The organism is Methylobacterium sp. D53M, from assembly GCF_053345625.1.
Window position 1 is genome coordinate 166966 of sequence record NZ_JBKFAL010000004.1, and the last position, 22761, is coordinate 189726.

Sequence of the window (22761 nt, forward strand, 5' to 3'; positions counted from 1 at the left end):
CTTCCCTCCGGCGCGGTTGCGGCGAAAGCGCGGCGCGCGGCGAGCCGGCAGGATCCCGCCGACCGGCGTGGCGCCAGAGCCACGCCCGGCCGCGGATCAGGCCGCGAATTCACGCTGCGGATTCAGGCCGCCAGAGCGCTGCCTTTGAGCATGGAGGGCGCGAAGGCCCGCAGGAGATCCGGATCCAGATGCCCGGCGCTGTCGGTCATGATCGACAGCGCCTCGGCGGGCGAGGCGGGCTGCCGATAGGTCCGCCGCTCGGTCAGCGCGGAGAACACGTCGCAGATCGTCACGATCCGCACGAGGTCGGAGATCGCGGGGCCGGACAGCCGATCGGGATATCCTTTCCCGTCCAGACGCTCGTGGTGGTGGCGGACCACGTCGATCACCGCGTCCTCGAAATCGCCGTGCGCCCGGAGCAGATCGGCGCCGATGTCGGGATGGCGCTGCATCAGCCGCAATTCCTCGGCGTTGAGCGGCCCCGGCTTGTTGAGGATCTCCACGGGGATGCGCGCCTTGCCGATGTCGTGCAGGAGCGCCGACCGCACCAGCAGCGCGAGATCGGTCTGACCGAGCCCGATCTGCGAGCCGAACGTGGCGGCATGGCCCGCGACGCCGAGGGTGTGCTGATAGACGCCGATCTCGTGGCGCCAGACCTCGGCGAGCCACTCGGAGATCCCGACCTCGGAGATGGCCGCCAGAACGAGCTCGGTCCCGCGATCCGCGTCGGCGCGCTGCAGCCGGGCCCCGAGGGCGGCGCTGTCGAAGATCTCGGCGACGACGGCGGTCGCGCCCGAGACGCGCTCCAGGAGCCGGCGCTGCCGCAGCTCTGCGGACCGCGTCGCCTCCTCGATCATGGCGAAGACGTTCGCCAGAACGAGTTGCCGGGGCGAGGCGGCCGGCAGCTGACGCAGATAGCGGGTAGCCGGCATGGGTTCGCCGCGCACGAGGACGAGGCGCGGAACCGGCGGTCCGTGGTGGGGGAGGGTCGACTGCACTCTGGCCGTCTGGGCCGGCGGCAGGTCGAGGATGACGAGGTGCGGGCGGCCTGACGGTAGCGGCGCGCCGGGCGGGATCGCCCAGCAGTTCATCACGAGCGCGATGGCACGCTCAAGGGCCGACCGTTCGGACGGGCGGTCCGATACGAGGAGGACGAAGGGGCCGTCCGAGAAAACCGAGGCTGCGCCGAGGGCCAACGCGGTAGCTCCTCGCCCGCACGGTCAACGATCGGTTCACCCTACGCGTAAAATTTGAGGAAAGCGTTACCCCTACGCACTCTCTGGTATCGCGGATCCAACTCTGACTTCAGGCGAGCTTGGCGTTCGCGACGTCGGCAGTCGGCTCGACAGTAGTCCGGGCACGGTCGGCGGAGAGGAAGTCCGCGAACTTGACGGTGAGCAGCGCCTGGCAGGCGGCGAAGGCGACAAAGATGACGAGGAAGCTGGCGATCATCGGATTCTCCGGCGCGGTCTGAAACCGCCTCATGTTGCGACGCAATGCGTGCCATGCTGCTGCGCAACTTGGTATGCCAGATTACGAATACCGATTATGTCGAACATGCATGGGGCGCGCAGATCGAGCCCACCAAGTTCGGATTGTTGCCCAGTCATGCATAAAAATGCACAACTGATCAGCTTTGAAAGGTCGTGGCCTCGCCGAACATGTTCTGCAGTGCATCAACGCTTGCGCGCGATTTATATTCAGGCGCGTGCTGAGCTCGCGTGATAGCCGGCGCGGCGATGGAGGGTTCCCCCCGAGCGCCGCTCGCGCCCTCGGCCCATCATCATGCCGCACAGGCACGAGGTGCCGTCCGGGCCGGACGATCCGTGAGGCGAGGAGTGAACGGTCGCTCAATCCAGATAATCGCCGTAGGTGTCGACGTGCTGCGCGAGACCCAGACCGTGCTCGCGCACGAGTCTCTCGGCGAGATCGGCATCACGGGCTTCGAGCGCCGAGATGATGGCGACGTGCTCCCGGATGGAGCGCTCCGCCCGATCGCCTTGCCGGAGCGCGGTGCTGCGGATGCCGCGAACGTGCATGAGCAAATTGCTGGTCAGATCGGCGATCGCCTCGCAGTGACCCAGCGCGATGATCCGCTGATGAAATCGGATGTTCGCGTCCGAATACTCGTCCATGTGTTCGGACGGTTGGCCCTCGAAGAACTCGGGGAAGGATTCGCGCAGCGAGCGGAGCTGGCCGTCGGTGGCGCGCGCGCAGGCGAGTCGTGCCGCCATGCTCTCCAGCGCCGTCCAGGCGTGGATCATGCTGACGATCTCGCGCTTGTTCTTCTTGATCACGAAGACGCCGCGCCGGGCCTCGGAGCGGACGAAGCCTTCCTGCTCGAGAACCGTCAGGGCCTCCCGCACCGGGGTGCGGCTGACACCGAGATCCTGCGACAGCTTGCGCTCGTCGAGTCGCACCTCGTCCGGACGCCCGTAGATGTCCATGTTGGTGATGGCCGTCTTGAGCGCCTCGTAGGCCAATGTCCGGAGACTGGAGCTGGCGACGATGGGCTTCACGCTCAGCGGTTCGGAATTCGACATCCCTCGTCCAGTCAGCTCACACGCATGATGTCTCGCACGCATTCTCTGTCGTGCGCTCTCAAACGACCTAACCCAAACCTTTGCGAGATCCTAGTCGATCGCGGAGCGGTCCCACAGACCTGTGACCATTGCCGGCGCTCGGCACCTGAAAAATTGGCCGCGGCGCGGCCATCACCCGTCGCCTAGCGAGATACGTTCGGGAAGGCGATTTAATCCCCGGTCGCGAACCTGTGTTTTTTTGCAGGTTTGATTGACACCCCGGGATTAAATCAGCACCATTTTGCTGGCATACCGTCGACCATCGGACATCAAGGCCGACTCGGCGACGGATGCTGCTGTACTGCAGAGATTATTTGCCTGCGGGCCAAGAATTTTTCGAAGAATTCCGATCACGTTGTTCTGACAAGCTGCGCCGTGGCAGGGCATAAGCCCGGCTCGAGCGCGAACGCCGACAAGAATACTGCCAAGAGGGAACGGTATGTCCGAGATCGTCAAACCGGTTGGGCGCGGCCGCTGGCTGCAACTCGCCTTCGGCGTCGTCTGCATGTGCATGATTGCAAACATGCAGTACGGCTGGACCTTCTTCGTGAGCCCGATGCAGGAGCGGCACGGCTGGGATCGCGCGGCGATCCAGGTGGCGTTCACGCTGTTCGTCGTCACCGAGACGTGGCTGGTCCCGATCGAGGGCTGGTTCGTGGATAAGTACGGTCCGCGCATCGTCACGCTGTTCGGCGGCCTGCTCTGCGCCGTCGCGTGGGTGATCAATTCCTACGCGGACTCGCTCACCGTGCTTTATATCGCGGCCGCGATCGGCGGCACCGGTGCAGGCGCGGTTTACGGGACCTGCGTGGGCAACTCGCTGAAGTGGTTCCCCGACCGCCGCGGCCTGGCCGCCGGCATCACCGCCATGGGCTTCGGCGCGGGTTCGGCACTCACGGTCGTGCCGATCCAGGCGATGATCAAGTCCCAGGGCTACGAGGCGGCCTTCTTCTACTTCGGGATCGGGCAAGGCGTGATCGTCATGCTGATCGCCCTGTTCCTGCGCGCGCCGGCCAAGGGCCAGGTTCCGGAAGTCGCCCGGGTCAGCCAGTCGAAGCGGGATTACAAGCCCTCCGAGATGGTCCGCACCCCGATCTTCTGGGTCATGTACGCGATGTTCGTCATGATGGCCGCCGGCGGCCTGATGGCCACCGCGCAGCTCGGCCCGATCGCCAAGGACTTCAAGATCGCCGACGTCCCGGTCTCGCTCCTGGGGATTACGCTGCCGGCGCTGACCTTCGCGGCCACGCTCGACCGGGTTCTCAACGGCGTGACGCGCCCGTTCTTCGGCTGGGTCTCCGACCATATCGGCCGCGAGAACACGATGTTCCTATCCTTCGCGATCGAGGGCCTGGGCATCTACGCGCTGAGCCAGTTCGGCCAGAACCCGATCGCCTTCGTGCTGCTGACCGGTCTCGTGTTCTTCGCGTGGGGCGAGATCTACTCGCTGTTCCCGGCGACCTGCGGCGACACGTTCGGCTCGAAGTACGCGGCGACCAATGCCGGGCTGCTCTACACGGCCAAGGGCACCGCGGCGCTGATCGTTCCCTACACCAGCGTGCTCACGACCATGACCGGAAGCTGGCACACGGTGTTCCTCGCGGCCGCGGCCCTCAACATCCTCGCGGCCCTGCTGGCGCTGTTCGTCCTCAAGCCGATGCGCGCCGCCTACACCAAGAAGCCCGAGGCGGGCCTCGCGCCGGTGCTGGCGCAGTAGCAGGCCCCGATCGCTCGGCGCCGCGGCGCCGAACCGAAGCGAATGAGCCCGGCGCCGTCTTTACGGCGCCGGGCTTCCTGCATACCGGGAACCGGGCCTTCCGGAGATCGGGCATGGACAGGGACGAGCGGATCGCGCGCGAGGGCGTCGTGGCGGCGGCGCGGGCACTCGACGCACAGGGGCTGAACCGCGGCACGTCGGGCAATGTCTCGGTGCGCTTCCGCGACGGGCTCCTGATCACCCCGTCGGGCGTGCCCACGGATCGGATCGGACTGGACGATGTGGTCCGGATGGGTCTCGACGGCACCCACGCGCCGGATCGGAAGCCGTCATCGGAATGGCGCTTCCACCGGGACATCCTCGCGTCCCGTCCGGAATTCCACGCGGTGGTCCACGCGCATCCGGTCTACTGCACCGCCTTCGCGATCTGCGGAGAGGCCATCCCGGCGATCCACTACATGATCGCGGCCTTCGGCGGCCCGACGGTACGCTGCGCGCCCTATGCGCCCTACGGCACCGCGGAACTCTCGGACCTCGCCCTCGCGGCGCTCGTCGACCGCAACGTCTGCCTCCTGGCCAATCACGGCATGATCGCGGCCGGGGCGAGCCTGGAGAAGGCCCTGTGGCTCGCCGTCGAGCTGGAGACGCTCTGCCAGCAATACGCCGTCGCGCGGCAGATCGGGACGCCGATCATCCTGTCCGACGACGAGATCGGCACGACGGTCGAGCGCTTCCGCGGCTACGGTCTGAATGCGGCGCGGCCGACCGCGCCGGAGACGACCTGACGCGCGGGTGACCTAGCGCCCGAGAAACTGACCGACCGCCAGCCCGGCCTCCCGGGCGTACTCGGCGGCCGCGACCTTCTTGCCGCCCTCCGCCTTGACCTTGCGGATCTCGAGCCGCCCGCCCTGCGCGCAGACGCTGAAGCCCTCGTCGTCGACGGCGATCACCTCGCCGGGCTTGCCGACGACGTCGGCGAGCTTGCGGATCCGATGCAGGCTGCAATCGAAGATCTGGAGCTTCTTGCCGTCGTGCGTGGTCCAGGCACCGGGCGCCGGGTTCGCCGCGCGTATCAGGTTGTAGATCTGCTCGGCGTGGGCCGACCAGTGGATCTCCGCCTCGGCGCCGCGGAACCAGCCCTCGTAGCTCGCGGCGTCCTCGTCCTGATCGATCTCGACATGCTGGCCGGCCACGACGAGGTCGGCCGCCTCGAGCATGGCCTCGACGCCCATCGGGAACAGGTTGTCGAAGTAGACGTCGCCCAGGGTCGCGTCGGCGCCGATCGGGCAGGATTTCTGCAGGATCACCGGCCCCTCGTCGAGGCCGTCGGTCGGCCGGAAGATCGTCAGGCCGGTCTGCAACTCGCCCCGGGCGATCGGCCAGTTGATCGAGGACGGGCCCCGGTAACGCGGCAGCAGGCTCGGATGATACTGGATGGTGCCGTGCTTCGGGATGTTGACGAAGCTCTGCGGCGCGAACTGGAGCACGTAGGCCATGACGCCGATATCGGCGTTCAGGCCGCGCATGGCGTCCTCGGCCTCGGGGCTCTTCAGGCTGGGGAACTGGAAAACCGTCAGCCCCTTCTCGACGGCCGCCGTCTTGAGGACATCCGGCTTGGCACCGGGCTTCTCGGGCGCGCAGAACACCGCCGCAACCTCATCGCCTCGTTTGAGGAACGCCTCCAGGACCGCTTTTCCGAAATCCTGTTGACCGATGAAGGCGATGCGCATGCGGGCTCCTGGGTGTCATCCGGACCCTGAGCGGGGCCGGGGAGAAACAAACCGAACGCGGGCTCGGCGGCGCGACCGTGCCCCGGCTGTCGAACGGCGTCACCCGGAATCCGGGGCCGCGCTTCACGCACGCCCCCGGATTGTAACATCGGCGATCCGGGATCTCGCCCCCGGATCGCCGGAGACCGATCACTCCGCCGCGATCTTCTGGACCGCGCCGATCGCGCCGGACTCGGCGATCTCGCCGACCTCGGCCTCGGAGTAGCCGAGCACGGAGCGCAGGATCTCGTCGGTGTGCTCACCAAGGAGCGGCGAGCGGGTGACCTCGCTCGGGCTCGCCGACAGCTTGATGGGGTTGCCGACCGTCAGGTACTTGCCGCGGGTCGGGTGATCGACCTCCACGATGGTGCCGGTCTTCCGCAGGGACTCGTCCTCGGCAATCTCCTTCATCGACAGGATCGGGCCGCAGGGGATGTCGTACTTGTTCAGGGTGTCCATCACCTCGAACTTCGACACCTTCATCGTCCAGGCCTCGATCCGCGTGAAGATCTCGTTGAGATGCGGCAGGCGGGCCTTCGGGGTCGCGTAGTTCGGATCGGTCTTCCAATCCGGCTCACCGATGATGTCGCAGATCGGCTCCCAGACGGCGGCCTGGGTGATGACGTAGATGTAGGAGTTCGGGTCCTGCTCCCAGCCCTTGCAGCGCAGGATCCGGCCCGGCTGGCCGCCACCGGAATCATTGCCCGCACGCGGGGTCGCCTCGCCGAACGGGATGCCCTCGCCGAACTGGCTGTACTCCCTGAGAGGCCCGTGCGCGAGACGCTGCTGGTCGCGCAGCTTGACCCGGCAGAGGTTGAGCACGCCGTCCTGCATGGCACAGTCGACCTTCTGGCCGAGGCCGCTCTGGGTCCGGTGGTAGAGCGCCGTGACGATGCCGAGTGCTAGGTGCAGGCCGGTGCCGGAATCACCGATCTGCGCGCCCGTCACCATCGGGATTCCGTCGCGGAAGCCCGTCGTCGACGCGGAGCCGCCGGCGCACTGCGCGACGTTCTCGTAGACCTTGCAATCCTCGTAGCGGCCCGGACCGAAGCCCTTCACGGAGGCCAGGATCATCCGCGGGTTGACCTCGTGGATCTTCTCCCAGGTCAGGCCCATGCGGGCGAGGGCGCCGGGCGCGAAATTCTCGACCAGGACGTCGCATTCCTTGATCAGCCGCCAGAGGACCTCCTTGCCCTTCGGGTTCTTCGAGTCGAGCGTGATCGACCGCTTGTTGTGGTTCAGCATCGTGAAATAGAGGCTGTCCACGTCCGGGATGTCCTGAAGCTGCTGACGCGTGGCGTCCCCCGCGCCCGGCCGCTCGACCTTGATGACGTCGGCGCCGAACCAAGCCAGGAGCTGCGTACAGGTCGGGCCGGATTGAACGTGGGTGAAGTCCAGGATGCGGACGCCTTCGAGGGCCTTGGTCATGATCGGTCTCGGAGCTGGAGTCGGTTTGGGGATGTCGGAGGGCGGCTCAGGCCGCGCGGGATATCGGTTCGATGCCTGCACGGGCCCGTGACGCGCGTGCCGCGACTGCGGGGCAGGGGCCTTCCATCCTCGAACGGATCATGTCTGTTCTCCCTCCCACAGCGCGGTCCCGTCGTATCGCGACACCGTCACGCGGACCCGGGGTGACGAGTCCGCCAATTTGTATACCACATGCCATTTGCCGGATGCGAGTGCCTATTGTGGACACCTCCGGCAGCGGCCGATGGCCGACCGTAAGCCGGTGCGGGCTCGCGCTCAACACGCTGCACAGCGTGCATGGGGTCCGGGGCGGCGACCCCTTGGCATTCGCCGACAGGCGGTCCATGATTTCGCCAAAATTGCCCCAGCCGCGGGATGAAAAACGCGCCGCGGCCGTGGGTGAAACGATGCAACGCTGCACGAGGAACGCCCATGCTCGCCAGCACCAGCCTGATCAAGTCGTCCTGGATCGCCGTCGACGTCGCCCACGACCGCGCCGAGCGCGTCCTGGTGGTCGAGACCTACATCGCCGTCAGCCCGCTCGAACCGAATTACGACGCCGCGCAGTACGAGCGGGTGCTCGCCTGCGTTCAGAAGGTGCTTAAGACGCACCCGGAGATCGACCGCGCGTCGATCCTGAGCATGCATCGCGGCTCCGGCTGTACGGCTCTGTTCCGCGACACGCCCGCGAAGCAGCCCGCGGCGGCCTGAGGCGTTCAGGCCTCGCCGCCCTCGGTCGGTCGGGACAGGTCCGGCGGCTCGAGGGCGACGCGGGCCGCGTGGAACCACCAGAGCGGGATGTCGCGATTGGCCTTCGCTAGTTCCGACGCCCATCCCTCCTTGGGCATGACGTCGGCCCGGTCGGCGAACAGGCGCAGCGCCGCCTCCGCGCGTTCCCGTCGGCAACGCTCCTCGATCGCCCGCCGCTCGGCCTCGGCGCGGGCGTCGGTCTGCTCGATGAGGCGCCGGGTCGCGAGATCGTCGGCGTCGAAGGCGAATTGCTGCCAGAACGCCTCGGCTTCCCGCGCGACATCCCGCTCGCGGCGCAGCGTCGCGAGCGCTTCCTCCGCGGTGTGCCGCGCCGTCTCGGCGGCCTCGGCGCGGGCGACGAGGCGGTTGTTCGCCTCCAGCAGCTCCCGCTCGCGCTCGGGCGACATCCGCTGCCGGCGCAGCACCCGCAGTTCCTCCTCGTCGGCATGGCGGGCGGCCATCAGGTCCGCGAGCGGACCGGCCGCCAGGGCGTCGGCGGATCGGCGATAGCGCTCGCGCAGGCCCGGGTGCCGGGTCTCAAGGTCCGTGTCGGTCCAGGCGGCGCGATCCTCCCCGTCCGTCCGCTCGCAATCGTACAGAGCCTGCGCCAGGGCTTCGCGCAGGTCGTCCGGAAATGGTGCCGCGGCGTGTCCGTTCATGAACCTGCATTCGCGTTGAGCGATCGACAGAACCTAGAACGCGCGCGCCCGCCGGGAGAGACCGTCGCTGTGTGACGAACGCGTTTTTTTTCGACGCGGCTCGGCCGCGCAGCGGCGGCGATACGCGCCTGTCCACCGAGGCATTCCGGCCGGGATGCCAGCGTCGCCGTCATCCAGCCTCTGGCGCGCATCCTGTCTGCCGGTCTCGTCTGACGGGAGTCGCGGTGCATCATCGCTGACCCTGCTTGCCTGAGCCTGTGTGGCGCGCACCGGGATGCCGATCGCGGTGGCCGATCCGTTCTGGTCCCGGCGCCGGTCTCGGTGCTCGCCGACGCGGCTCGATGTTCGGGAGCTTCATGCGTCTCGGAATCGCGATAGCGCCGACGGATCACCCGGGATACATCGCGAGAAGGCTCCTTCACGCGTCGATCGCAGTCGATGGTCCATACTGGCTACAATCCGGCGCTGGTCGCCCTGTCGATCGGCCTCGCGGTCTTCGCGTCCTACACCGCGCTGGACCTGGGCGCGCGGATCCGCGGGCCCGTCGCGGGACCGCGCTGGCCGTGGATCGCCGGCGCCGCCCTCGCCATGGGCGGGGGCATCTGGTCGATGCACTTCATCGGCATGCTGGCCTTCGAGATGGGCCTGCCGGCCGCCTACGATACCGGACTCACGCTCCTGTCCCTCGCGATCGCCGTCGCGGCGACCGGCGCCGCCTTCCTGTGGGTGGCGCGCGTCGGCGAGGGGACCGGCAGCCTTCTCGTCGCCGGCCCGCTGATGGGCCTGGGCGTCGCAGGCATGCACTACACCGGCATGGCGGCGCTGCGGATCCCCGGCGACCTCGCCTATAGCCCGGCGATCATCGCGCTCTCGGTGGCGATCGCCGTGACCGCGGCGACCGCCGCCCTGTGGCTCTCCTTCCGGCAACACGGCGTCTGGCAGAAGCTCGTCGCGGCCTGCGTGATGGGCCTCGCGGTGGCGGGCATGCACTACACCGGCATGGCGGCGGCGACGATCACCGCCGAGGCGGGCGGCGCCCACACCGCCCACGCGGTGACCGGCGCTCCGGCTCAGCAGAACCTCGCCCTCTACGTCGCCGGTGCCACGTTCCTCATCCTGTTCCTGGCGATGCTCGCCTCGTCGCTGGACCAGCAGCGCGTGCAGCGCGAGCTCCAGGCGAGCGAGGCGCGGTTCCGGGCCGCCGTGCAGGCCGTGCGCGGCGTGCTCTGGACCAACGATGCGACGGGCCGGATGCTCGGCGAGCAGCCGGGCTGGAGCGCGATCACCGGTCAGACGCGGGCGGAGTATCAGGGTTACGGCTGGGCCGACGCGGTCCATCCCGACGACATGGAGGTCTCCGTCGAGACGTGGAACGCGACCGTCCGGGCGCGGCGCACCTACGTCCACGAGCACCGGGTTCGGGTGCGCGACGGGACGTGGCGACACTTCGCGATCCGTGCCATCCCGGTCCTCGACGCGCGCGGCGAGATCCGCGAGTGGGTCGGCGTCCACACGGACATCACCGAGCAGCGTCAGGCCGAAGCCGACCTGCGCGAGTCCAACGAGGAGATCCAGCGCTACGCCTACATCGTCAGCCACGACCTGCGCGCGCCGCTGGTCAACGTGATGGGATTCACGAGCGAGCTGGAGGCGACCCGGACCGAGGTCGCCGCGGCCCTCCGGGATCACCCCGCGGCAGAGCGGCTCGACGCCGATTTCGGCGAGGCGCTCGGCTTCATCAAGGCGGCGGTGAACCGGATGGAGGGGCTGATCGCCGCCATCCTCAAGCTCTCGCGAGAGGGCCGGCGACAATTCTCGCCCGAGGCCCTCGACATGACGAGCGTGCTCCGCGGCGTGGCCGATGCCCAGCGGCATCAGGCGGAGGCGGTCGGGGCCACGGTGACGATCGCCCGCGACCTGCCCGAGATCGTCGCCGACCGGCTCGCGATCGAGCAGGTCTTCGGCAACCTGCTGGACAACGCCGTGAAGTACCTCGACCCGAACCGGCCCGGACGGATCACCGTCACGGCCAAGGCCGTGGGCGAACGCGGCGTCTGCTTCTCCGTCGCCGACAACGGCCGGGGGATCGCCGCGCGGGACCATGCCCGCGTCTTCGAACTCTTCCGCCGATCGGGCGCCCAGGACCGCCCGGGCGAGGGGATCGGTCTCGCCCACGTGAAGGCGCTGGTGCGCTCGTTCGGGGGCCGGATCGAGATCCGTTCAGAACTCGGTGTGGGCACGACGTTCGACGTGACCTTGCCGCACGGGACAGCTACAGCGGTCCGGATCGACCCCGAACCGGCGCCCATCGCCGCCTAATGAGCGTGGAGCGGCCCGTGCACCCCGTCAGCATCGTGATGATCGAGGATGACGAGGGCCATGCGCGCCTGATCGAGCGCAACATCCGACGCGCCGGCGTCAACAACGACATCGTGCCGTTCCGCAACGGCACTTCGGCGCTGGACTATCTGCTCGGGCCGGACGGCTCCGGCGAGGCGAGCGCCCGACGGCACCTGCTGATCCTGCTCGACCTCAACCTGCCGGACATGACCGGCCTCGACATCCTCGAGAAGGTGAAGGCGAACCCGCACACGCGTCGGTCCCCGGTGGTGGTCCTGACCACGACGGACGACAGCCGCGAGATCCAGCGCTGCTACGACCTCGGGGCCAACGTCTACATCACCAAGCCGGTGAGCTACGACGGCTTCGCGAACGCGATCCGCCAGCTCGGGCTGTTCTTCTCGGTCATGCAGGTTCCGCAGAACCCATGACTGCTCGGCGTGCCAGCGGGGACGGCACCGCCGCGGCGGCACGCATCCTCTACATCGACGACGATCCCGGCCTCGGCCGCCTGGTCCGGCGCGCCCTCGAGGCGCGCGGCTACGCGGTCGAGCTCTGTCCCGACGGCGCGGCGGGGCTGGCGCGGCTCGCCCAGGGCGGGATCGACGCCGTCGCCCTCGACCACCACATGCCGGGACAGACGGGCCTCGACCTGCTGCCCGAGATCCGCGCGCTGCCCGAGGCGCCGCCGGTCATCTACGTGACCGGCTCCGAGGACAGCCGCGTCGCCGTGGCGGCCCTGAAGGCCGGAGCGGTGGACTACGTCTGGAAGGACGTCCAGGGTCAGTTCCGCGAGCTGCTCGGCGAGGCCGTCGCCACCGCCCTCCGGCAGGAGAGCCTGCGGCGCGACAAGGAGCGGGCCGAGGCCGAGATGCGCGAGGCGCGCGACCGCGCCGAGCTGCTGCTGCGCGAGGTCAACCACCGCGTGGCCAACTCCCTGGCCCTCGTCGCCGCCCTGGCGCACATGCAGCGCAACGCCGTCACCGACCCGGCCGCCAAGGCGGCGCTCGACGAGATGCAGGCCCGGATCTCGGCGATCGCCGGCATCCACCGCCGCCTCTACACGTCCGACGACGTCGAATCCGTCGAGCTCGACGCCTACCTGCAGAGCTTGGTCGAGGAGTTGCAGGCCGCCATGCGGGCGAGCGGGCGCGACCACGCGATCCGCCTTCGTGCCGCGCCGGTGCGGCTCTCGACCGACAAGGCCGTGTCGGTCGGCGTTGTCGTGACCGAACTCGTGACCAACGCCTACAAGTACGCCTACCCGGTCGGCACGTCGGGCGAGATCCGCGTCGCGGTCGAGCGGGACGCCGCCGACACCGTGCTGCTCGCCGTCGAGGATGACGGTATCGGCTGGACCGGGGAGGGCGAGGTCCGCGGCACCGGTCTCGGGTCGCGCATCGTGCGCGCCATGGCGTCGAACCTGCGCTCGGCCCTGTCGTATGCCCCTCGAAGCGCCGGGACGCGCGCCGTCCTCGCATTCCAGGCCTGAGCGTCCGGATCTAGCCGCCGGCTCGCCCGGCGATGCGGTCGAGGGCCTCGAGCATCGGCGCCAGGGCGTCCTCGTCGAGTTGCTGGAAGCCCAGCGCCCGGCTCATGAACAGACCGAGGATGGCGAAGTACAGGACGGAGCCCTCGCCCGGGGGAGCGCCCTCGATCCGTCCGAGCTGGTCCAGCTGATCCGCGACGAACGCCTGAAAGTCTTTCTGCGCCTCCGGTGACTCCATCGATGCCAGGAGGAGTGCGCGCGCCGCTTCGTTGTCGTCGCAGTAATGCCCGCGGATATGCGCCACCATCGCCCTGGGAAGCTGCGACGGGCCGGCCGGTATCTCCCGCGCGCAGGCGTCGATCTCCGCGCGCACATCCGCGAGCTTGCGGGCGACCAGCGCGCCCACCAGGGCGTCCTTCGACGCGTAATGGTGCAGGACGCCGCCTTTGCTCAGCCCGGCCTCGGCCGCGACCGCGTCGATGGTCAGCCCGCGGACGCCTCCCTTCAGGAGAACGGCCGCGGCCGCCTCCAGGATGATCTCGGGGCGCGCCGCCAGTCGCTGTCGCTTCGCCTGCATCACGGACCTGCACTAAAAACCGTCTGGACGGTATGTAACGGATGGCGTAGGAACGCGCCACGCAATTCGCACGAGTCGCGCCGACACGGTCGATCGCATGAACCGCATCGCCTTCCTTCCATCCGCATCTGCGCTGCTGATGTTAACCGCGCTCGCGTCGATCGGGTGCGCCCAGGCCGCGCCCGAGACGGCGCTCGACTCCGCCGTGGCGCGCGTGCGGGTCGTGCAGGCGCGTCGCACACCAATGGCGCTCGACGTGGTGGTGACCGGCGACGTCCAGGCCCAGGCGCAGGTCAACGTCTCGTTCCGGACGAACGGGAAGGTCGCCGAGCGGCGCGTCGAGGTCGGCGACCACGTCTCGGCCAATCAGGTCCTCGCCGTCCTCGAACCCCTGACGCAGCAGGCGAATCTCGACAACGCCAAGGCCGCCCTGGCTTCGGCCGAGGCGCTGCTGACGCAGGCGAAGATGTCGTACGAGCGCCAGAAGCAGCTCCTGGCCGGCGGCTTCACGACCCGCTCGACCTACGACAACGCCGAGCAGGAGCTGCGCACCACGCAGGCGGCGGTCGACTCGGCCAAGGCGGCGCTGGGAACCGCGCAGGAGCAGTTCTCCTATACCGAGCTGCGCGCGGGCGTGTCCGGCGTGGTGACGAGCCGCAGCTTCGAGGTCGGCCAAGTGGTCCAGTCGGGCCAGACCGTGCTGGTCGTCGCGCAGGACGGGCCCCGCGACGCGGTCTTCAACGTCTACGAATCGCTGCTGGCCCAGCCGCCGGCCGGCGACACCGTCGCGGTGGCGCTGCAGTCGGACCCGTCCGTCACCGCGGTCGGGACCGTGCGGGAGATTTCTCCCACCGTGGATGCCGCCAGCGGCACGGTGCGGGTCAAGATCGGCCTTAAGTCGACGCCCGCCGCCATGGGGCTCGGCGCCGTCGTGATCGGCCGCGGGCGCTTCGCGCCGCACGAATCGGTGATCCTGCCCTGGTCGGCGCTCTACCGCTACGACGGGAAGCCCTCGGTGTGGGTCTACGATCCGGACCGGAAGACCGTCTCGGTCCGCGCGGTGGAGATCGATCGCTTCGGCCCCGATATCATCGCGCTGAAGCGCGGCGTCGAGCCGGGCGAGCGCGTGGTCGTCGCCGGCATCCAGTTCCTGCGTCCCGGCCAGACGGTCGCGGCCGCCGAGATCGGAGACCGCCCATGACGGCGCGCGCGTATCTCGTCCTGGGCCTCCTCGCGACGGCACTGGCCGGGTGCAACGGTCACGGCGAGGAGGGGGGCGAAGCCGCGGCGGCCCCGGTCCGTCCGGTGCTGACGCAGGTTGTCGTACCGAGCGACACCGTCACGTTCGGGCCGTTCGCCGGCACGATCGAGCCGCGCTACCAGGCGCAGCTCGGCTTCCAGATCCCCGGGCGCATGGTCGCGCGGGACGTAACGATCGGCGACCTCGTCACCCGCGGCCAGCGCCTCGCGGCCCTCGACACCATCGTGACCCGTTTCGACCTGACCCGCGCCGAGGCCGACCTGGCCGACGCGAAGGCGCAGGCCGAGAACGCAGAGGCCGCGGAGTCGCGGACCCGGCGCCTGATGACCGGCAACGCCGTCTCCCAGGCGACGCTCGACCAGGCTGTCGCCAAGCGCGAGACCGCCCGAGCCCGGGTGGATCAGGCGATGGCGAGCCTCCAGAAGGCCCGCGACCAGATGGGCTACACTGAGCTGAAGGCCGAGTTCGACGGTGTCGTGACCCAGCGCCTCGCCGAGGTCGGCCAAGTGCTCAGCGCCGGCCAGGGCGTCGTGACCGTGGCGCGGCCCGACGTCCGCGAGGCGGTGGTCGACATTCCCGAGGCCCATGTCGGGGCTCTGCCGTCGGACGGCGTGTTCACCGTCGCGCTCCAGAGCGCGCCGGAGCTGACGGCGCGCGGGCGCGTCCGCGAGATCGCGCCCCTCGCCGAGTCGGGGACGCGGTCCAAGCGCATCCGGATCACCCTGGACGATCCCGGCCCGGCTTTCCGGCTCGGCGCGACCATCAACGTGTCGCTCATGCGCAAGGTCGCGCCCACCGTCCTGCTGCCCGCCTCGGCGCTGCTCGAGGACGGTGACCGCCGCTCGGTCTGGGTCGTCTCGCCCGACGGGAAGTCGGTAGCGCGCCGCGACGTCACCGTGGCGGCGCGGGACAACGCCGAGGACGGCCGCGTCGCGGTCGTCGCCGGCCTGAAGGCCGGCGAGCGCGTCGTGGTCGCGGGCGTCCACGTCATCAAGGAAGGCCAGGCCGTGCGCCTGACCGACGGCGCCGTCTGATCCGGCCGCACGGGGTTTTCGCGTGAAGGACTTCAACCTTTCCGACTGGGCGCTCGGGCACCGCTCGTTCGTCTGGTTCCTCATGCTGGTCTCGCTGATCGCGGGCCTGATGGCCTACACCCGCCTCGGCCGTGAGGAGGATCCGCCCTTCACCATCAAGACCATGGTGGTGCAGACCACGTGGCCGGGCGCGACCATCAAGGACACCCTCGATCAGGTCACCGACCGGATCGAGAAGGAGCTCCAGCAGCTCAACGGCCTCGACTTCGTCCGCAGCTACACGACGCCCGGATCGTCGACAGTCTTCGTCCAGTTCCGCGACACGCTGAAGAAGAACGAGATCCAGCCGGCCTTCTACCAGGTCCGCAAGCGGCTCGGGGACATCAAGGGTCAGTTCCCGGAGGGCGTGCAGGGTCCGTTCTTCAACGACGAGTTCGGCGACGTCTACGGCAATATCTACGCGTTCACGGCCGACGGCCTGACGCACCGGCAGCTGCGCGACTACGTCGAGGGCATCCGCACCGAGGTCCTGCGGGTGCCCAATATCGGCAAGACCCAGCTAATCGGCACGCAGGACGAGACGATCTACCTCGACTTCTCCACCCGGAAGCTCGCCGGCTACGGCATCGATTTCCAGGCCCTGATCAAGGCCCTGCAGGCGCAGAACGCGGTCTCGGCCTCCGGCGTGGTGCAGGCCGGGCCGGAGCGCATCTCGCTGCGGGTCAGCGGCTCCTTCGCCTCCGAGGCCTCGCTCCAGGACTTCAACCTGCGGGTCAATGACCGCTTCTTCCGCCTCGCCGACATCGCCGAGATCAGCCGCGGCTACGAGGATCCGCCCGCACCGCTGTTCCGGGTGGACGGCAAGCCCGCGATCGGCCTCGCCATCGCGATGCGTCCGGGCGCCAACCTGCTGCATTTCGGAGAGGCGCTGAAGGAGCGCATGCGCGCCATCGAGGCCACCCTGCCGCTCGGTGTCGGCGTCCATCTCGTGTCGGACCAGCCCAAGCAGGTCGAACACGCGGTCGGCGGCTTCACCCAGGCGCTGGTCGAGGCCGTCATCATCGTGCTGGGGGTGAGCTTCGTGAGCCTCGGCGTCCGGGCCGGCCTCGTCGTCTCCGTGTCGATCCCGCTCGTGCTGGCGATCGTCTTCGTCGTCATGCAGATCATGGACGTCACCCTCCAGCGCATCTCCCTCGGCGCGCTGATCATCGCGCTCGGCCTCCTCGTCGACGACGCCATGATCACCGTCGAGATGATGGTGGCCCGCCTGGAGCGGGGCGATACGCTGCGGAAGGCCGCCACCTTCGCGTACACGTCGACGGCGTTCCCGATGCTGACCGGGACGCTCGTGACGGTGGCGGGCTTCCTGCCGATCGGCTTCAACGGCTCCGGCGCCGGCGAGTACACCTACTCACTGTTCGTGGTGATCGCGGCCTCGCTGCTGGTCTCCTGGGTCGTGGCGGTCCTGTTCGCGCCGCTCGTCGGCGTCACGCTCCTGCCGAAGACCATGAAGCACCACACGGAGAAGGAGGGGATCTTCACGCGCCTGTTCGTCTGGGCGCTGCGGCTCGCCATGCGCTGGCACTGGACGACGGTGGTGGTCTGCCTCGGGCTGATGGCGGCGGCCATCGTCGGGATGGGTCACGTGCAGCAGCAGTTCTTCCCGTCCTCGGACCGGTCCGAGGTGCTGGTGGACCTGACCCTTCCGCAGAACGCCACCATCGCCGAGACCCGGGCGCAGATGGACCGGTTCGAGGCGAACCTGAAGGACGATCCGGACGTGACGAGCTGGTCGTCCTACGTCGGCGAGGGCGCGGTGCGCTTCTACCTCCCGCTCGATCAGCAGCTCGCCAACGCGTTCTTCGGCCAGATCGTCATCGTCACGAAGTCGCTGGAGGTGCGCGACCGCGTGATGGCGCGCCTGCAGACGATCGGCCTGCGCGACTTCGTCGGCACCGACGTGCTGGTGCAGCCCCTGAGCCTCGGGCCGCCCGTGGGCCGGCCGGTGCAGTACCGCCTCAGCGGCCCGAACATGGAGACGGTGCGCCGCCTGTCGCTCGACCTCGCCAACGTGGTCGCGGCCGACAAGCGCCTCGACGTGCCGACCTTCGACTGGAACGAGCCCGGCAAGGTCCTGCGCGTCGAGATCCTCCAGGACAAGGCGCGCCAGCTCGGCGTGACCAGCCAGGACGTCGCCGGCATCCTGAACGGGATCGAGGGCGGGCAGGCGATCACGCAGGTCCGGGACTCGATCTACCTCGTCAACGTCGTCGGCCGCGCCCGCGCCGCCGAGCGGTCCTCGCTGGACACGCTGCAGTCGCTGCAGGTCGGTCTCGCCAACGGCACGGTGGTGCCGGTGCTCGCCTTCGCGCGGATCGGCTACGATCTCGAGCAGCCGATCGTCTGGCGCCGCGACCGCCTCCCGACCGTGACGGTGCGCGCCACGATCCACGACGCGACCCAGCCGGCCACCATCGTGGCCGCCCTGCAGCCCGGCCTCGACGCCTTCATCAAGGCGCTCCCGGAGGGCTACACGGTCCAGACCGGCGGCGCCGTGGAGGAATCCGCCAAGGGCCAGGGCCCGATCGCGGCCGTGGTCCCGGTCATGCTGCTGGCCATGGCGTTCCTGCTGATGATGCAGCTCCAGAGCTTCGGCCGGATGCTCCTCGTCTTCACCGTGGCGCCGCTCGGCCTGATCGGCGTGGTGCCGGCGCTGCTCCTGTTCGACAAGCCGATGGGGTTCGTCGCCATCCTGGGCATCCTGGCGCTCATCGGGATCATCATCCGCAACGCGGTGATCCTGGTGAGCCAGATCGAGGAGTTCCGGGCCGAGGGGATGGCGCCCTGGCAGGCGGTCTTCGAGGCGACCCACCACCGCATGCGGCCGATCCTCCTGACCGCCGCCGCGGCGAGCCTGGGCCTGATCCCCATCGCCCGCGAGGTGTTCTGGGGGCCGATGGCCTTCGCGATGATCGGCGGGATCCTGGCGGCGACCTTCCTGACGCTCCTGTTCCTGCCCGCCCTCTACATCGGCTGCTACCGCATCCGCCCGGAGACGAGCGGCGCGCCGGCGGCCCGCGCCGGCTGATCGGCCGGACCACGCGATCGCGGCGCCCGCGGGCGCCGCGAGGAACGGTCGGCCCGCCCCTCCGCCCCCTCAGGGCGGGCCGACCGTGACCAAGTTTCACGCGGGCTGGACCGCACCGCCGGAAACCCGGCGGTACTCCCGCGCGTAGGGTGCGACGGAACCGAGGACCGTCTTGCCCATGAACGCCTTCATCGCCGTCGTCCTGGTCTGTGCCAACGGGATCGCCCAGGATTCCTGCACGGACGCCCAGGCGCTCGAGGTCCGCAAGGTCCGGGTCGCCAACGAACTCGGCTGCGCCACCGGCTGGCAGGAGATCATCGCCCGCACCGAGCTGCGCGAGGAGATCGGCAAGACCGCCTACCTGAAGACGGAGTGCCGCCGGGTGAAGGAGCCGCGGTGACGCACGCGGCGGCCGCTACTTCTCGTACTTGATGTAGGCGAAGCGCGGATCGGTCGGGGTGCCTTCGAGCCCCTGTCCCTCCAGGCCCGGCTGCCAGGAGACGACCTCCTCGATCTTCCGGGCGAGGGCGAAATCCTTGTCGGTGATGCCCTTGGCCGCGTGGTTCATCAGCCGGACCTCGACCCAGGCGTAGGAGGCCGTGATGTCCGGATGGTGCCACGCCGCCTCGGCGAGGTGACCGACCGTGTTGATCACCATCAGGGTGCTCTTCCAGCCGGACGTCTTGTAGGTGCGCCGGATCCACCCGTCCTCCAGCCGCCAGGCGGGCAGCTCGGCCTTCAGCCGCGCCTCCACGGTCGCGTCGTCCAGTGCGCCCTCGCGTCGCTCGCTCATGATCCATCTCCGATGAAGCCGTCGCGGCCGAGGGTGCCGCCGCGGCCGGTTGCGCGCAAGCGTGTTTGCCGCGGTGGACGGAAACCGGTGTGAGCCCTATGACCTTTTGGCAATGGCGTCCGGCTCGATCGGCACTCCAGTCTGCCGCCGCTGAAGACTGCGCAATACGATGGGAGAAGGCGTGATGCTGTCACGGCGCGCGATGCTCGCCGGGGGCCTGCTCGGTGGCCTCGGCCTGCGGGCGGCGCGCGCCGACGTGCCGACGATTCGCCTCGGCAGCCTGCCCTTCGGCACGTCCACCTGGGAGGCGGCGGTGATCAAGGCCCGCGGCCTCGACACGGCCAACGGCTTCGAGCTGGACGCGGTCAAGCTCGCCGGCAACGACGCGGCCCGGATCAGCTTCATCGGCGGGCAGGTCGACACGATCATCGGCGACCTGCTCTGGGCTGCCCGCCTCGGCAACGACGGCCAGGCGGTCCGCTTCATCCCGTACTCGACCTCCGAGGGCGGCGTGATGGTGCCGGGCGGCAGCCCGGTGAAGAACCTCAAGGATCTCGCGGGCAAGCGCCTCGGGGTGGCGGGCGGCCCCCTGGACAAGAACTGGCTCCTCCTCCGGGCACAGGCCAAGGACGCGGCCGGCATCGACCTCGAGCAGGCCGCCGAGATCGCCTACGGCGCCCCGCCGCTGATCACGCTGAAGCTGGAGCAGGGCGCCCTCGACGCGGCGTTGACCTACTGGACCTACTGCGCCCGCCTCAAGGCCAAGGGCTATCGGCAGCTGGTCGGGGCCGAGGACATCATGCACGCCCTCGGGGTTCCGGGCGACGTGGCGCTGATCGGCTACCTGTTCCAGGACGCCACCGTGAAGGAGAAGCCCGCGGCCGTGGCGGCCTTCGGCCGGGCCTCGCGCGCCGCCAAGGACATGCTCGCCTCCGACCCGAGCACGTGGGAGATCGTGCGCCCGCTGATGGCGGCGGAGGACGAGGCGACCTTCGAGGCCCTGAAGCACGATTTCCTGGCCGGCATTCCGCGCCGCTCCATCGCGGAGGAGCGCGCCGACGCCGAGAAGCTCTACGCGGTGATGGCGCGGCTCGGCGGCGCCCGCCTCGTCGGAAAGGGCAACGCGCTCCCGCCGGACCTCTACTACACCGGCCGCAATGGTTGAGGCGGCCGCCCGGCGGGCGCGCGTGTCGACCGTCAAGACTATCAGGATCATCGGGACCGCATGGGCGCGCTGACCCGTATCGCGTCCCTGGCCGTGCTCCTCGCCGCCTGGCAGTTCGCCGCGATGGAGGCGGGCTCCCGCCTGCTGCCGGCGCCCCTTGCGGTGCTGCGCTTCATCGTTCAGGAGGCGGAGCGCGGCGACCTCGCGCACAACGTGGGCATGACGCTGCTCCGCGTGGCGATCTCCTTCACCGTGGCGATGGTCCTCGGCGTCCTCCTCGGCGTCGCGCTCGGACGGTCCAAGGCCGCCGACCTCACCCTCGACACGCCGCTGCTCGTCCTCCTGAACACGCCCGCCCTGGTGATCACGGTCCTGGCCTATGTCTGGGTCGGCCTCACCGAGACCGCCGCGATCCTGGCGGTGGTGCTCAACAAGCTGCCGAACGTCGCGGTGATCGTGCGCGAGGGCGCGCGGAATCTCGATCCCGGGCTCGACGAGATGGCCCGCGCCTACCGGCTCGACCGGCGCAGCTGGGCCCGCGACATCCTGATCCCGCAGCTCCAGCCCTACATGGTCACGGCGGCGCGGTCGGGTCTCTCGCTCGCCTGGAAGATCGTGCTGGTCGTGGAGCTGCTCGGGCGCCCGGACGGGGTCGGCTTCGCGATCAACTACTACTTCGTCCAGAGCACCGACGTGGCGGCCATCATCGGCTACAGCCTCGTCTTCATGGCCGTGATGATCGGCATCGACGTCCTCCTCCTCCAGCGGCTCGAAGCCTATGTCCGTCGCTGGCGCTGAGCCCGTCCTCCAGGTCGCGATCGCGTCGAAATGGTACCGGCCCGCCCGGGCCGAGGCAGTCGAGGCCGTCCGGAACCTGACCTTCGGCGTCGGCGCCGGGGAGATCGTCTGCCTGATCGGGCCGTCGGGCGCCGGCAAGACCACCACCCTGCGGATCCTGCTCGGCCTCGACACCGCGTTCGAGGGCCGCGTCTCCGGCGCGGACCGGGCGGGCATCGTGTTCCAGGAGCCGCGGCTCCTGCCCTGGCGCAGCGTCGAGCACAACGTCCGCCTCGGCCTGCCCCGGGCACGCCGCGGGCGCGATCTCGACGATCTGTTCGCGCGGCTCGGCCTGACGGCGTGGCGGACGCGCTACCCGAAGGCACTGTCGCTGGGCATGCAGCGGCGCGTGGCGCTGGCGCGCGCCCTGGCCGACGGGCCGCGCGTCCTCGTCCTCGACGAACCGTTCGTGTCCCTCGACGACGCCGCCGCCGCGGAGCTGCGCGGCCTCGTGGTGGACACGGTGGACCGGGCCGGCATGAGCGTGCTGATGGTGACGCACAACGTCGCCGAGGCGATCGGGATCGCAGACCGGCTGCTCCTCGTGTCGCGGCGCCCGGCCAGTCTCATCGCCGACGTCCGCCTCGACCGGCCGCGCCGGGAACGCGACCGCGCCTGGGCCGAGGCGACGCGGGCGAACCTCGCCGCGCAGCATCCGGAGATCATCGCGCAGTGACGCGTGTCGCGCCGGCCGTTCGGCCGATGCCATCGGTCCAGATCGGCCACTGCGTTCAGCGCGCCTCCCGAACCGATCGTTGAACCTCCCTCCATCTCAACCTCGGACGATCCCCGGCCAGGCAGGCCATCCCCCCGCGGGACCCGATTGGCGTAGGGGCGCCCGAGGGAGGTGCGGATCAGTCTCGGCGGGTCGTTCGCGCGGGCGGTTCTCGGCGGTCTCGCGCACGCGAAGCGGGAGGTGCTGGAACGCGGCACCTTCAGCGACGCGGCGGAGGCCGTGTCGGGCAGCGGGGCGAAAGCCTACAGGGCGGAAGAGCCGCGGCAGGCGCGACCGCTCGGGATCGCTGCCGCACGGCGGGCGATCCTGCGGCGAGCATGCACCGATCGACCCGGATACGCGAGTTGCGGCGAAGGACCGGGCGGCACGGTTTGTCATCGCGTCGCGATACGGACGAGAACGCCGCCGCTATACCGGTGCCCTCGTCGAACCGGCCCACCCGAGGTCGGCCCCGCGCCGCGATGAACGCCGGACCGGCCGGCCGCGGAGCCTTGTCG

21 protein-coding genes are annotated in these 22761 nt (G+C 69.5%); 13 read left to right on the top strand and 8 right to left on the bottom strand.

Going from position 1 to position 22761, the window contains the following annotated elements; translation table 11 throughout:
- Nucleotides 1-122: 122 nt before the first annotated feature.
- The 3 genes from ACLBYG_RS09875 to ACLBYG_RS09885 all read right to left on the bottom strand — a co-directional run bounded on the left by ACLBYG_RS09875 (nucleotide 123) and on the right by ACLBYG_RS09885 (nucleotide 2543).
- On the bottom strand, nucleotides 123-1196 hold the full coding sequence (locus ACLBYG_RS09875; protein WP_331299193.1) for an HD-GYP domain-containing protein: 1074 nt from the start codon (nucleotides 1194-1196) through the stop codon (nucleotides 123-125).
- A gap of 109 nt (nucleotides 1197-1305) precedes the next feature.
- The gene (locus ACLBYG_RS09880; protein ID WP_447681358.1) at nucleotides 1306-1452 is read right to left on the bottom strand and encodes a hypothetical protein; all 147 of its coding nucleotides are present in this window, start codon (nucleotides 1450-1452) and stop codon (nucleotides 1306-1308) included.
- Nucleotides 1453-1850: 398 nt separating this feature from the next.
- Nucleotides 1851-2543 (bottom strand): GntR family transcriptional regulator, encoded by a 693-nt coding sequence (locus ACLBYG_RS09885; RefSeq protein WP_020092012.1) that lies wholly within the window; start codon nucleotides 2541-2543, stop codon nucleotides 1851-1853.
- Between the two features lie 478 nt (nucleotides 2544-3021).
- On the opposite strand from ACLBYG_RS09885, the gene oxlT reads away from it, so the two are divergent.
- Together oxlT and ACLBYG_RS09895 are read left to right on the top strand one after the other, a co-directional pair.
- The gene (gene oxlT, locus ACLBYG_RS09890; RefSeq protein WP_020092013.1) at nucleotides 3022-4299 is read left to right on the top strand and encodes an oxalate/formate MFS antiporter; all 1278 of its coding nucleotides are present in this window, start codon (nucleotides 3022-3024) and stop codon (nucleotides 4297-4299) included.
- Between the two features lie 113 nt (nucleotides 4300-4412).
- Nucleotides 4413-5084: a class II aldolase/adducin family protein gene (locus ACLBYG_RS09895; RefSeq protein WP_447681359.1), complete on the top strand. Its 672-nt coding sequence runs from the start codon at nucleotides 4413-4415 to the stop codon at nucleotides 5082-5084.
- 12 nt (nucleotides 5085-5096) lie between these two features.
- Here the strand turns inward: ACLBYG_RS09895 and ACLBYG_RS09900 are convergent, their stop codons facing one another.
- Entirely contained in the window at nucleotides 5097-6029 is a 933-nt protein-coding gene (locus ACLBYG_RS09900; protein ID WP_447681360.1) for a methionyl-tRNA formyltransferase, read from the bottom strand.
- A gap of 189 nt (nucleotides 6030-6218) precedes the next feature.
- A complete protein-coding gene (frc, locus tag ACLBYG_RS09905; protein WP_020092016.1) occupies nucleotides 6219-7496 on the bottom strand; it encodes a formyl-CoA transferase in 1278 nt (425 codons plus the stop codon).
- Nucleotides 7497-7967: 471 nt separating this feature from the next.
- Between frc and ACLBYG_RS09910 the strand changes: the two genes are divergently transcribed.
- The gene (locus ACLBYG_RS09910; protein ID WP_012319741.1) at nucleotides 7968-8246 is read left to right on the top strand and encodes a hypothetical protein; all 279 of its coding nucleotides are present in this window, start codon (nucleotides 7968-7970) and stop codon (nucleotides 8244-8246) included.
- Between the two features lie 5 nt (nucleotides 8247-8251).
- Here ACLBYG_RS09910 and ACLBYG_RS09915 read toward each other — a convergent pair whose 3' ends face one another.
- The gene (locus tag ACLBYG_RS09915; RefSeq protein WP_447681361.1) at nucleotides 8252-8944 is read right to left on the bottom strand and encodes a hypothetical protein; all 693 of its coding nucleotides are present in this window, start codon (nucleotides 8942-8944) and stop codon (nucleotides 8252-8254) included.
- A gap of 438 nt (nucleotides 8945-9382) precedes the next feature.
- On the opposite strand from ACLBYG_RS09915, the gene ACLBYG_RS09920 reads away from it, so the two are divergent.
- The 3 genes from ACLBYG_RS09920 to ACLBYG_RS09930 are packed head-to-tail and all read left to right on the top strand — an operon-like array spanning nucleotide 9383 to nucleotide 12776.
- Entirely contained in the window at nucleotides 9383-11263 is a 1881-nt protein-coding gene (locus ACLBYG_RS09920) for an MHYT domain-containing protein (RefSeq protein ID WP_447681362.1), read from the top strand.
- Nucleotides 11263-11715: a response regulator gene (locus ACLBYG_RS09925; protein WP_020092019.1), complete on the top strand. Its 453-nt coding sequence runs from the start codon at nucleotides 11263-11265 to the stop codon at nucleotides 11713-11715. The genes ACLBYG_RS09920 and ACLBYG_RS09925 overlap by 1 nt, the downstream gene beginning before the upstream one ends.
- Nucleotides 11712-12776 (top strand): sensor histidine kinase, encoded by a 1065-nt coding sequence (locus ACLBYG_RS09930; protein WP_020092020.1) that lies wholly within the window; start codon nucleotides 11712-11714, stop codon nucleotides 12774-12776. The genes ACLBYG_RS09925 and ACLBYG_RS09930 overlap by 4 nt, the downstream gene beginning before the upstream one ends.
- 10 nt (nucleotides 12777-12786) lie before the next feature.
- Here ACLBYG_RS09930 and ACLBYG_RS09935 read toward each other — a convergent pair whose 3' ends face one another.
- Complete coding sequence (locus tag ACLBYG_RS09935) at nucleotides 12787-13350, bottom strand: TetR/AcrR family transcriptional regulator (RefSeq protein WP_020092021.1); 564 nt, start codon at nucleotides 13348-13350, stop codon at nucleotides 12787-12789.
- Between the two features lie 97 nt (nucleotides 13351-13447).
- Between ACLBYG_RS09935 and ACLBYG_RS09940 the strand changes: the two genes are divergently transcribed.
- The 4 genes from ACLBYG_RS09940 (at nucleotide 13448) to ACLBYG_RS09955 (ending at nucleotide 19133) form a co-directional block, all read left to right on the top strand.
- Nucleotides 13448-14551, top strand: a complete 1104-nt coding sequence (locus ACLBYG_RS09940; protein ID WP_447681363.1) for an efflux RND transporter periplasmic adaptor subunit — start codon at nucleotides 13448-13450, stop codon at nucleotides 14549-14551.
- A complete protein-coding gene (locus ACLBYG_RS09945; protein WP_056528714.1) occupies nucleotides 14548-15645 on the top strand; it encodes an efflux RND transporter periplasmic adaptor subunit in 1098 nt (365 codons plus the stop codon). Before ACLBYG_RS09940 ends, ACLBYG_RS09945 begins: the two co-directional genes overlap by 4 nt.
- 22 nt (nucleotides 15646-15667) lie before the next feature.
- Nucleotides 15668-18733, top strand: a complete 3066-nt coding sequence (locus tag ACLBYG_RS09950; RefSeq protein ID WP_447681364.1) for an efflux RND transporter permease subunit — start codon at nucleotides 15668-15670, stop codon at nucleotides 18731-18733.
- A 178-nt stretch (nucleotides 18734-18911) separates the two neighbouring features.
- On the top strand, nucleotides 18912-19133 hold the full coding sequence (locus ACLBYG_RS09955) for a hypothetical protein (RefSeq protein ID WP_012319732.1): 222 nt from the start codon (nucleotides 18912-18914) through the stop codon (nucleotides 19131-19133).
- A gap of 15 nt (nucleotides 19134-19148) precedes the next feature.
- On the opposite strand, the gene ACLBYG_RS09960 is transcribed toward ACLBYG_RS09955, so the two are convergent.
- Nucleotides 19149-19526: a 4a-hydroxytetrahydrobiopterin dehydratase gene (locus ACLBYG_RS09960; protein ID WP_020092026.1), complete on the bottom strand. Its 378-nt coding sequence runs from the start codon at nucleotides 19524-19526 to the stop codon at nucleotides 19149-19151.
- Nucleotides 19527-19710: 184 nt separating this feature from the next.
- Here ACLBYG_RS09960 and ACLBYG_RS09965 point away from each other — a divergent pair, with 184 nt between their 5' ends.
- From ACLBYG_RS09965 to ACLBYG_RS09975, 3 genes are read left to right on the top strand one after another with little or no spacing between them, the layout of a single operon-like run.
- Complete coding sequence (locus tag ACLBYG_RS09965; protein ID WP_447681365.1) at nucleotides 19711-20691, top strand: ABC transporter substrate-binding protein; 981 nt, start codon at nucleotides 19711-19713, stop codon at nucleotides 20689-20691.
- A 60-nt stretch (nucleotides 20692-20751) separates the two neighbouring features.
- Nucleotides 20752-21489 carry an ABC transporter permease gene (locus ACLBYG_RS09970; RefSeq protein ID WP_056528723.1) on the top strand — a complete coding sequence of 246 codons (738 nt, stop codon included), beginning with the start codon at nucleotides 20752-20754 and terminating at the stop codon, nucleotides 21487-21489.
- The gene (locus ACLBYG_RS09975) at nucleotides 21470-22204 is read left to right on the top strand and encodes an ABC transporter ATP-binding protein (protein ID WP_103984763.1); all 735 of its coding nucleotides are present in this window, start codon (nucleotides 21470-21472) and stop codon (nucleotides 22202-22204) included. The genes ACLBYG_RS09970 and ACLBYG_RS09975 overlap by 20 nt, the downstream gene beginning before the upstream one ends.
- Nucleotides 22205-22761: the final 557 nt, after the last annotated feature.

Excerpts from the sequence above, each read along its gene's own strand:
- ACLBYG_RS09880 (WP_447681358.1), bottom strand. The coding sequence starts at position 1,452 with ATGATCGCCAGCTTCCTCGTCATCTTTGTCGCCTTCGCCGCCTGCCAG.
- ACLBYG_RS09885 (WP_020092012.1), bottom strand. The coding sequence starts at position 2,543 with ATGTCGAATTCCGAACCGCTGAGCGTGAAGCCCATCGTCGCCAGCTCC.
- oxlT (WP_020092013.1), top strand. The coding sequence starts at position 3,022 with ATGTCCGAGATCGTCAAACCGGTTGGGCGCGGCCGCTGGCTGCAACTC.
- ACLBYG_RS09895 (WP_447681359.1), top strand. The coding sequence starts at position 4,413 with ATGGACAGGGACGAGCGGATCGCGCGCGAGGGCGTCGTGGCGGCGGCG.
- ACLBYG_RS09900 (WP_447681360.1), bottom strand. The coding sequence starts at position 6,029 with ATGCGCATCGCCTTCATCGGTCAACAGGATTTCGGAAAAGCGGTCCTG.
- frc (WP_020092016.1), bottom strand. The coding sequence starts at position 7,496 with ATGACCAAGGCCCTCGAAGGCGTCCGCATCCTGGACTTCACCCACGTT.
- ACLBYG_RS09910 (WP_012319741.1), top strand. The coding sequence starts at position 7,968 with ATGCTCGCCAGCACCAGCCTGATCAAGTCGTCCTGGATCGCCGTCGAC.
- ACLBYG_RS09915 (WP_447681361.1), bottom strand. The coding sequence starts at position 8,944 with ATGAACGGACACGCCGCGGCACCATTTCCGGACGACCTGCGCGAAGCC.
- ACLBYG_RS09920 (WP_447681362.1), top strand. The coding sequence starts at position 9,383 with ATGGTCCATACTGGCTACAATCCGGCGCTGGTCGCCCTGTCGATCGGC.
- ACLBYG_RS09925 (WP_020092019.1), top strand. The coding sequence starts at position 11,263 with ATGAGCGTGGAGCGGCCCGTGCACCCCGTCAGCATCGTGATGATCGAG.
- ACLBYG_RS09930 (WP_020092020.1), top strand. The coding sequence starts at position 11,712 with ATGACTGCTCGGCGTGCCAGCGGGGACGGCACCGCCGCGGCGGCACGC.
- ACLBYG_RS09935 (WP_020092021.1), bottom strand. The coding sequence starts at position 13,350 with ATGCAGGCGAAGCGACAGCGACTGGCGGCGCGCCCCGAGATCATCCTG.
- ACLBYG_RS09940 (WP_447681363.1), top strand. The coding sequence starts at position 13,448 with ATGAACCGCATCGCCTTCCTTCCATCCGCATCTGCGCTGCTGATGTTA.
- ACLBYG_RS09945 (WP_056528714.1), top strand. The coding sequence starts at position 14,548 with ATGACGGCGCGCGCGTATCTCGTCCTGGGCCTCCTCGCGACGGCACTG.
- ACLBYG_RS09955 (WP_012319732.1), top strand. The coding sequence starts at position 18,912 with ATGAACGCCTTCATCGCCGTCGTCCTGGTCTGTGCCAACGGGATCGCC.
- ACLBYG_RS09960 (WP_020092026.1), bottom strand. The coding sequence starts at position 19,526 with ATGAGCGAGCGACGCGAGGGCGCACTGGACGACGCGACCGTGGAGGCG.
- ACLBYG_RS09965 (WP_447681365.1), top strand. The coding sequence starts at position 19,711 with ATGCTGTCACGGCGCGCGATGCTCGCCGGGGGCCTGCTCGGTGGCCTC.
- ACLBYG_RS09970 (WP_056528723.1), top strand. The coding sequence starts at position 20,752 with ATGGGCGCGCTGACCCGTATCGCGTCCCTGGCCGTGCTCCTCGCCGCC.
- ACLBYG_RS09975 (WP_103984763.1), top strand. The coding sequence starts at position 21,470 with ATGTCCGTCGCTGGCGCTGAGCCCGTCCTCCAGGTCGCGATCGCGTCG.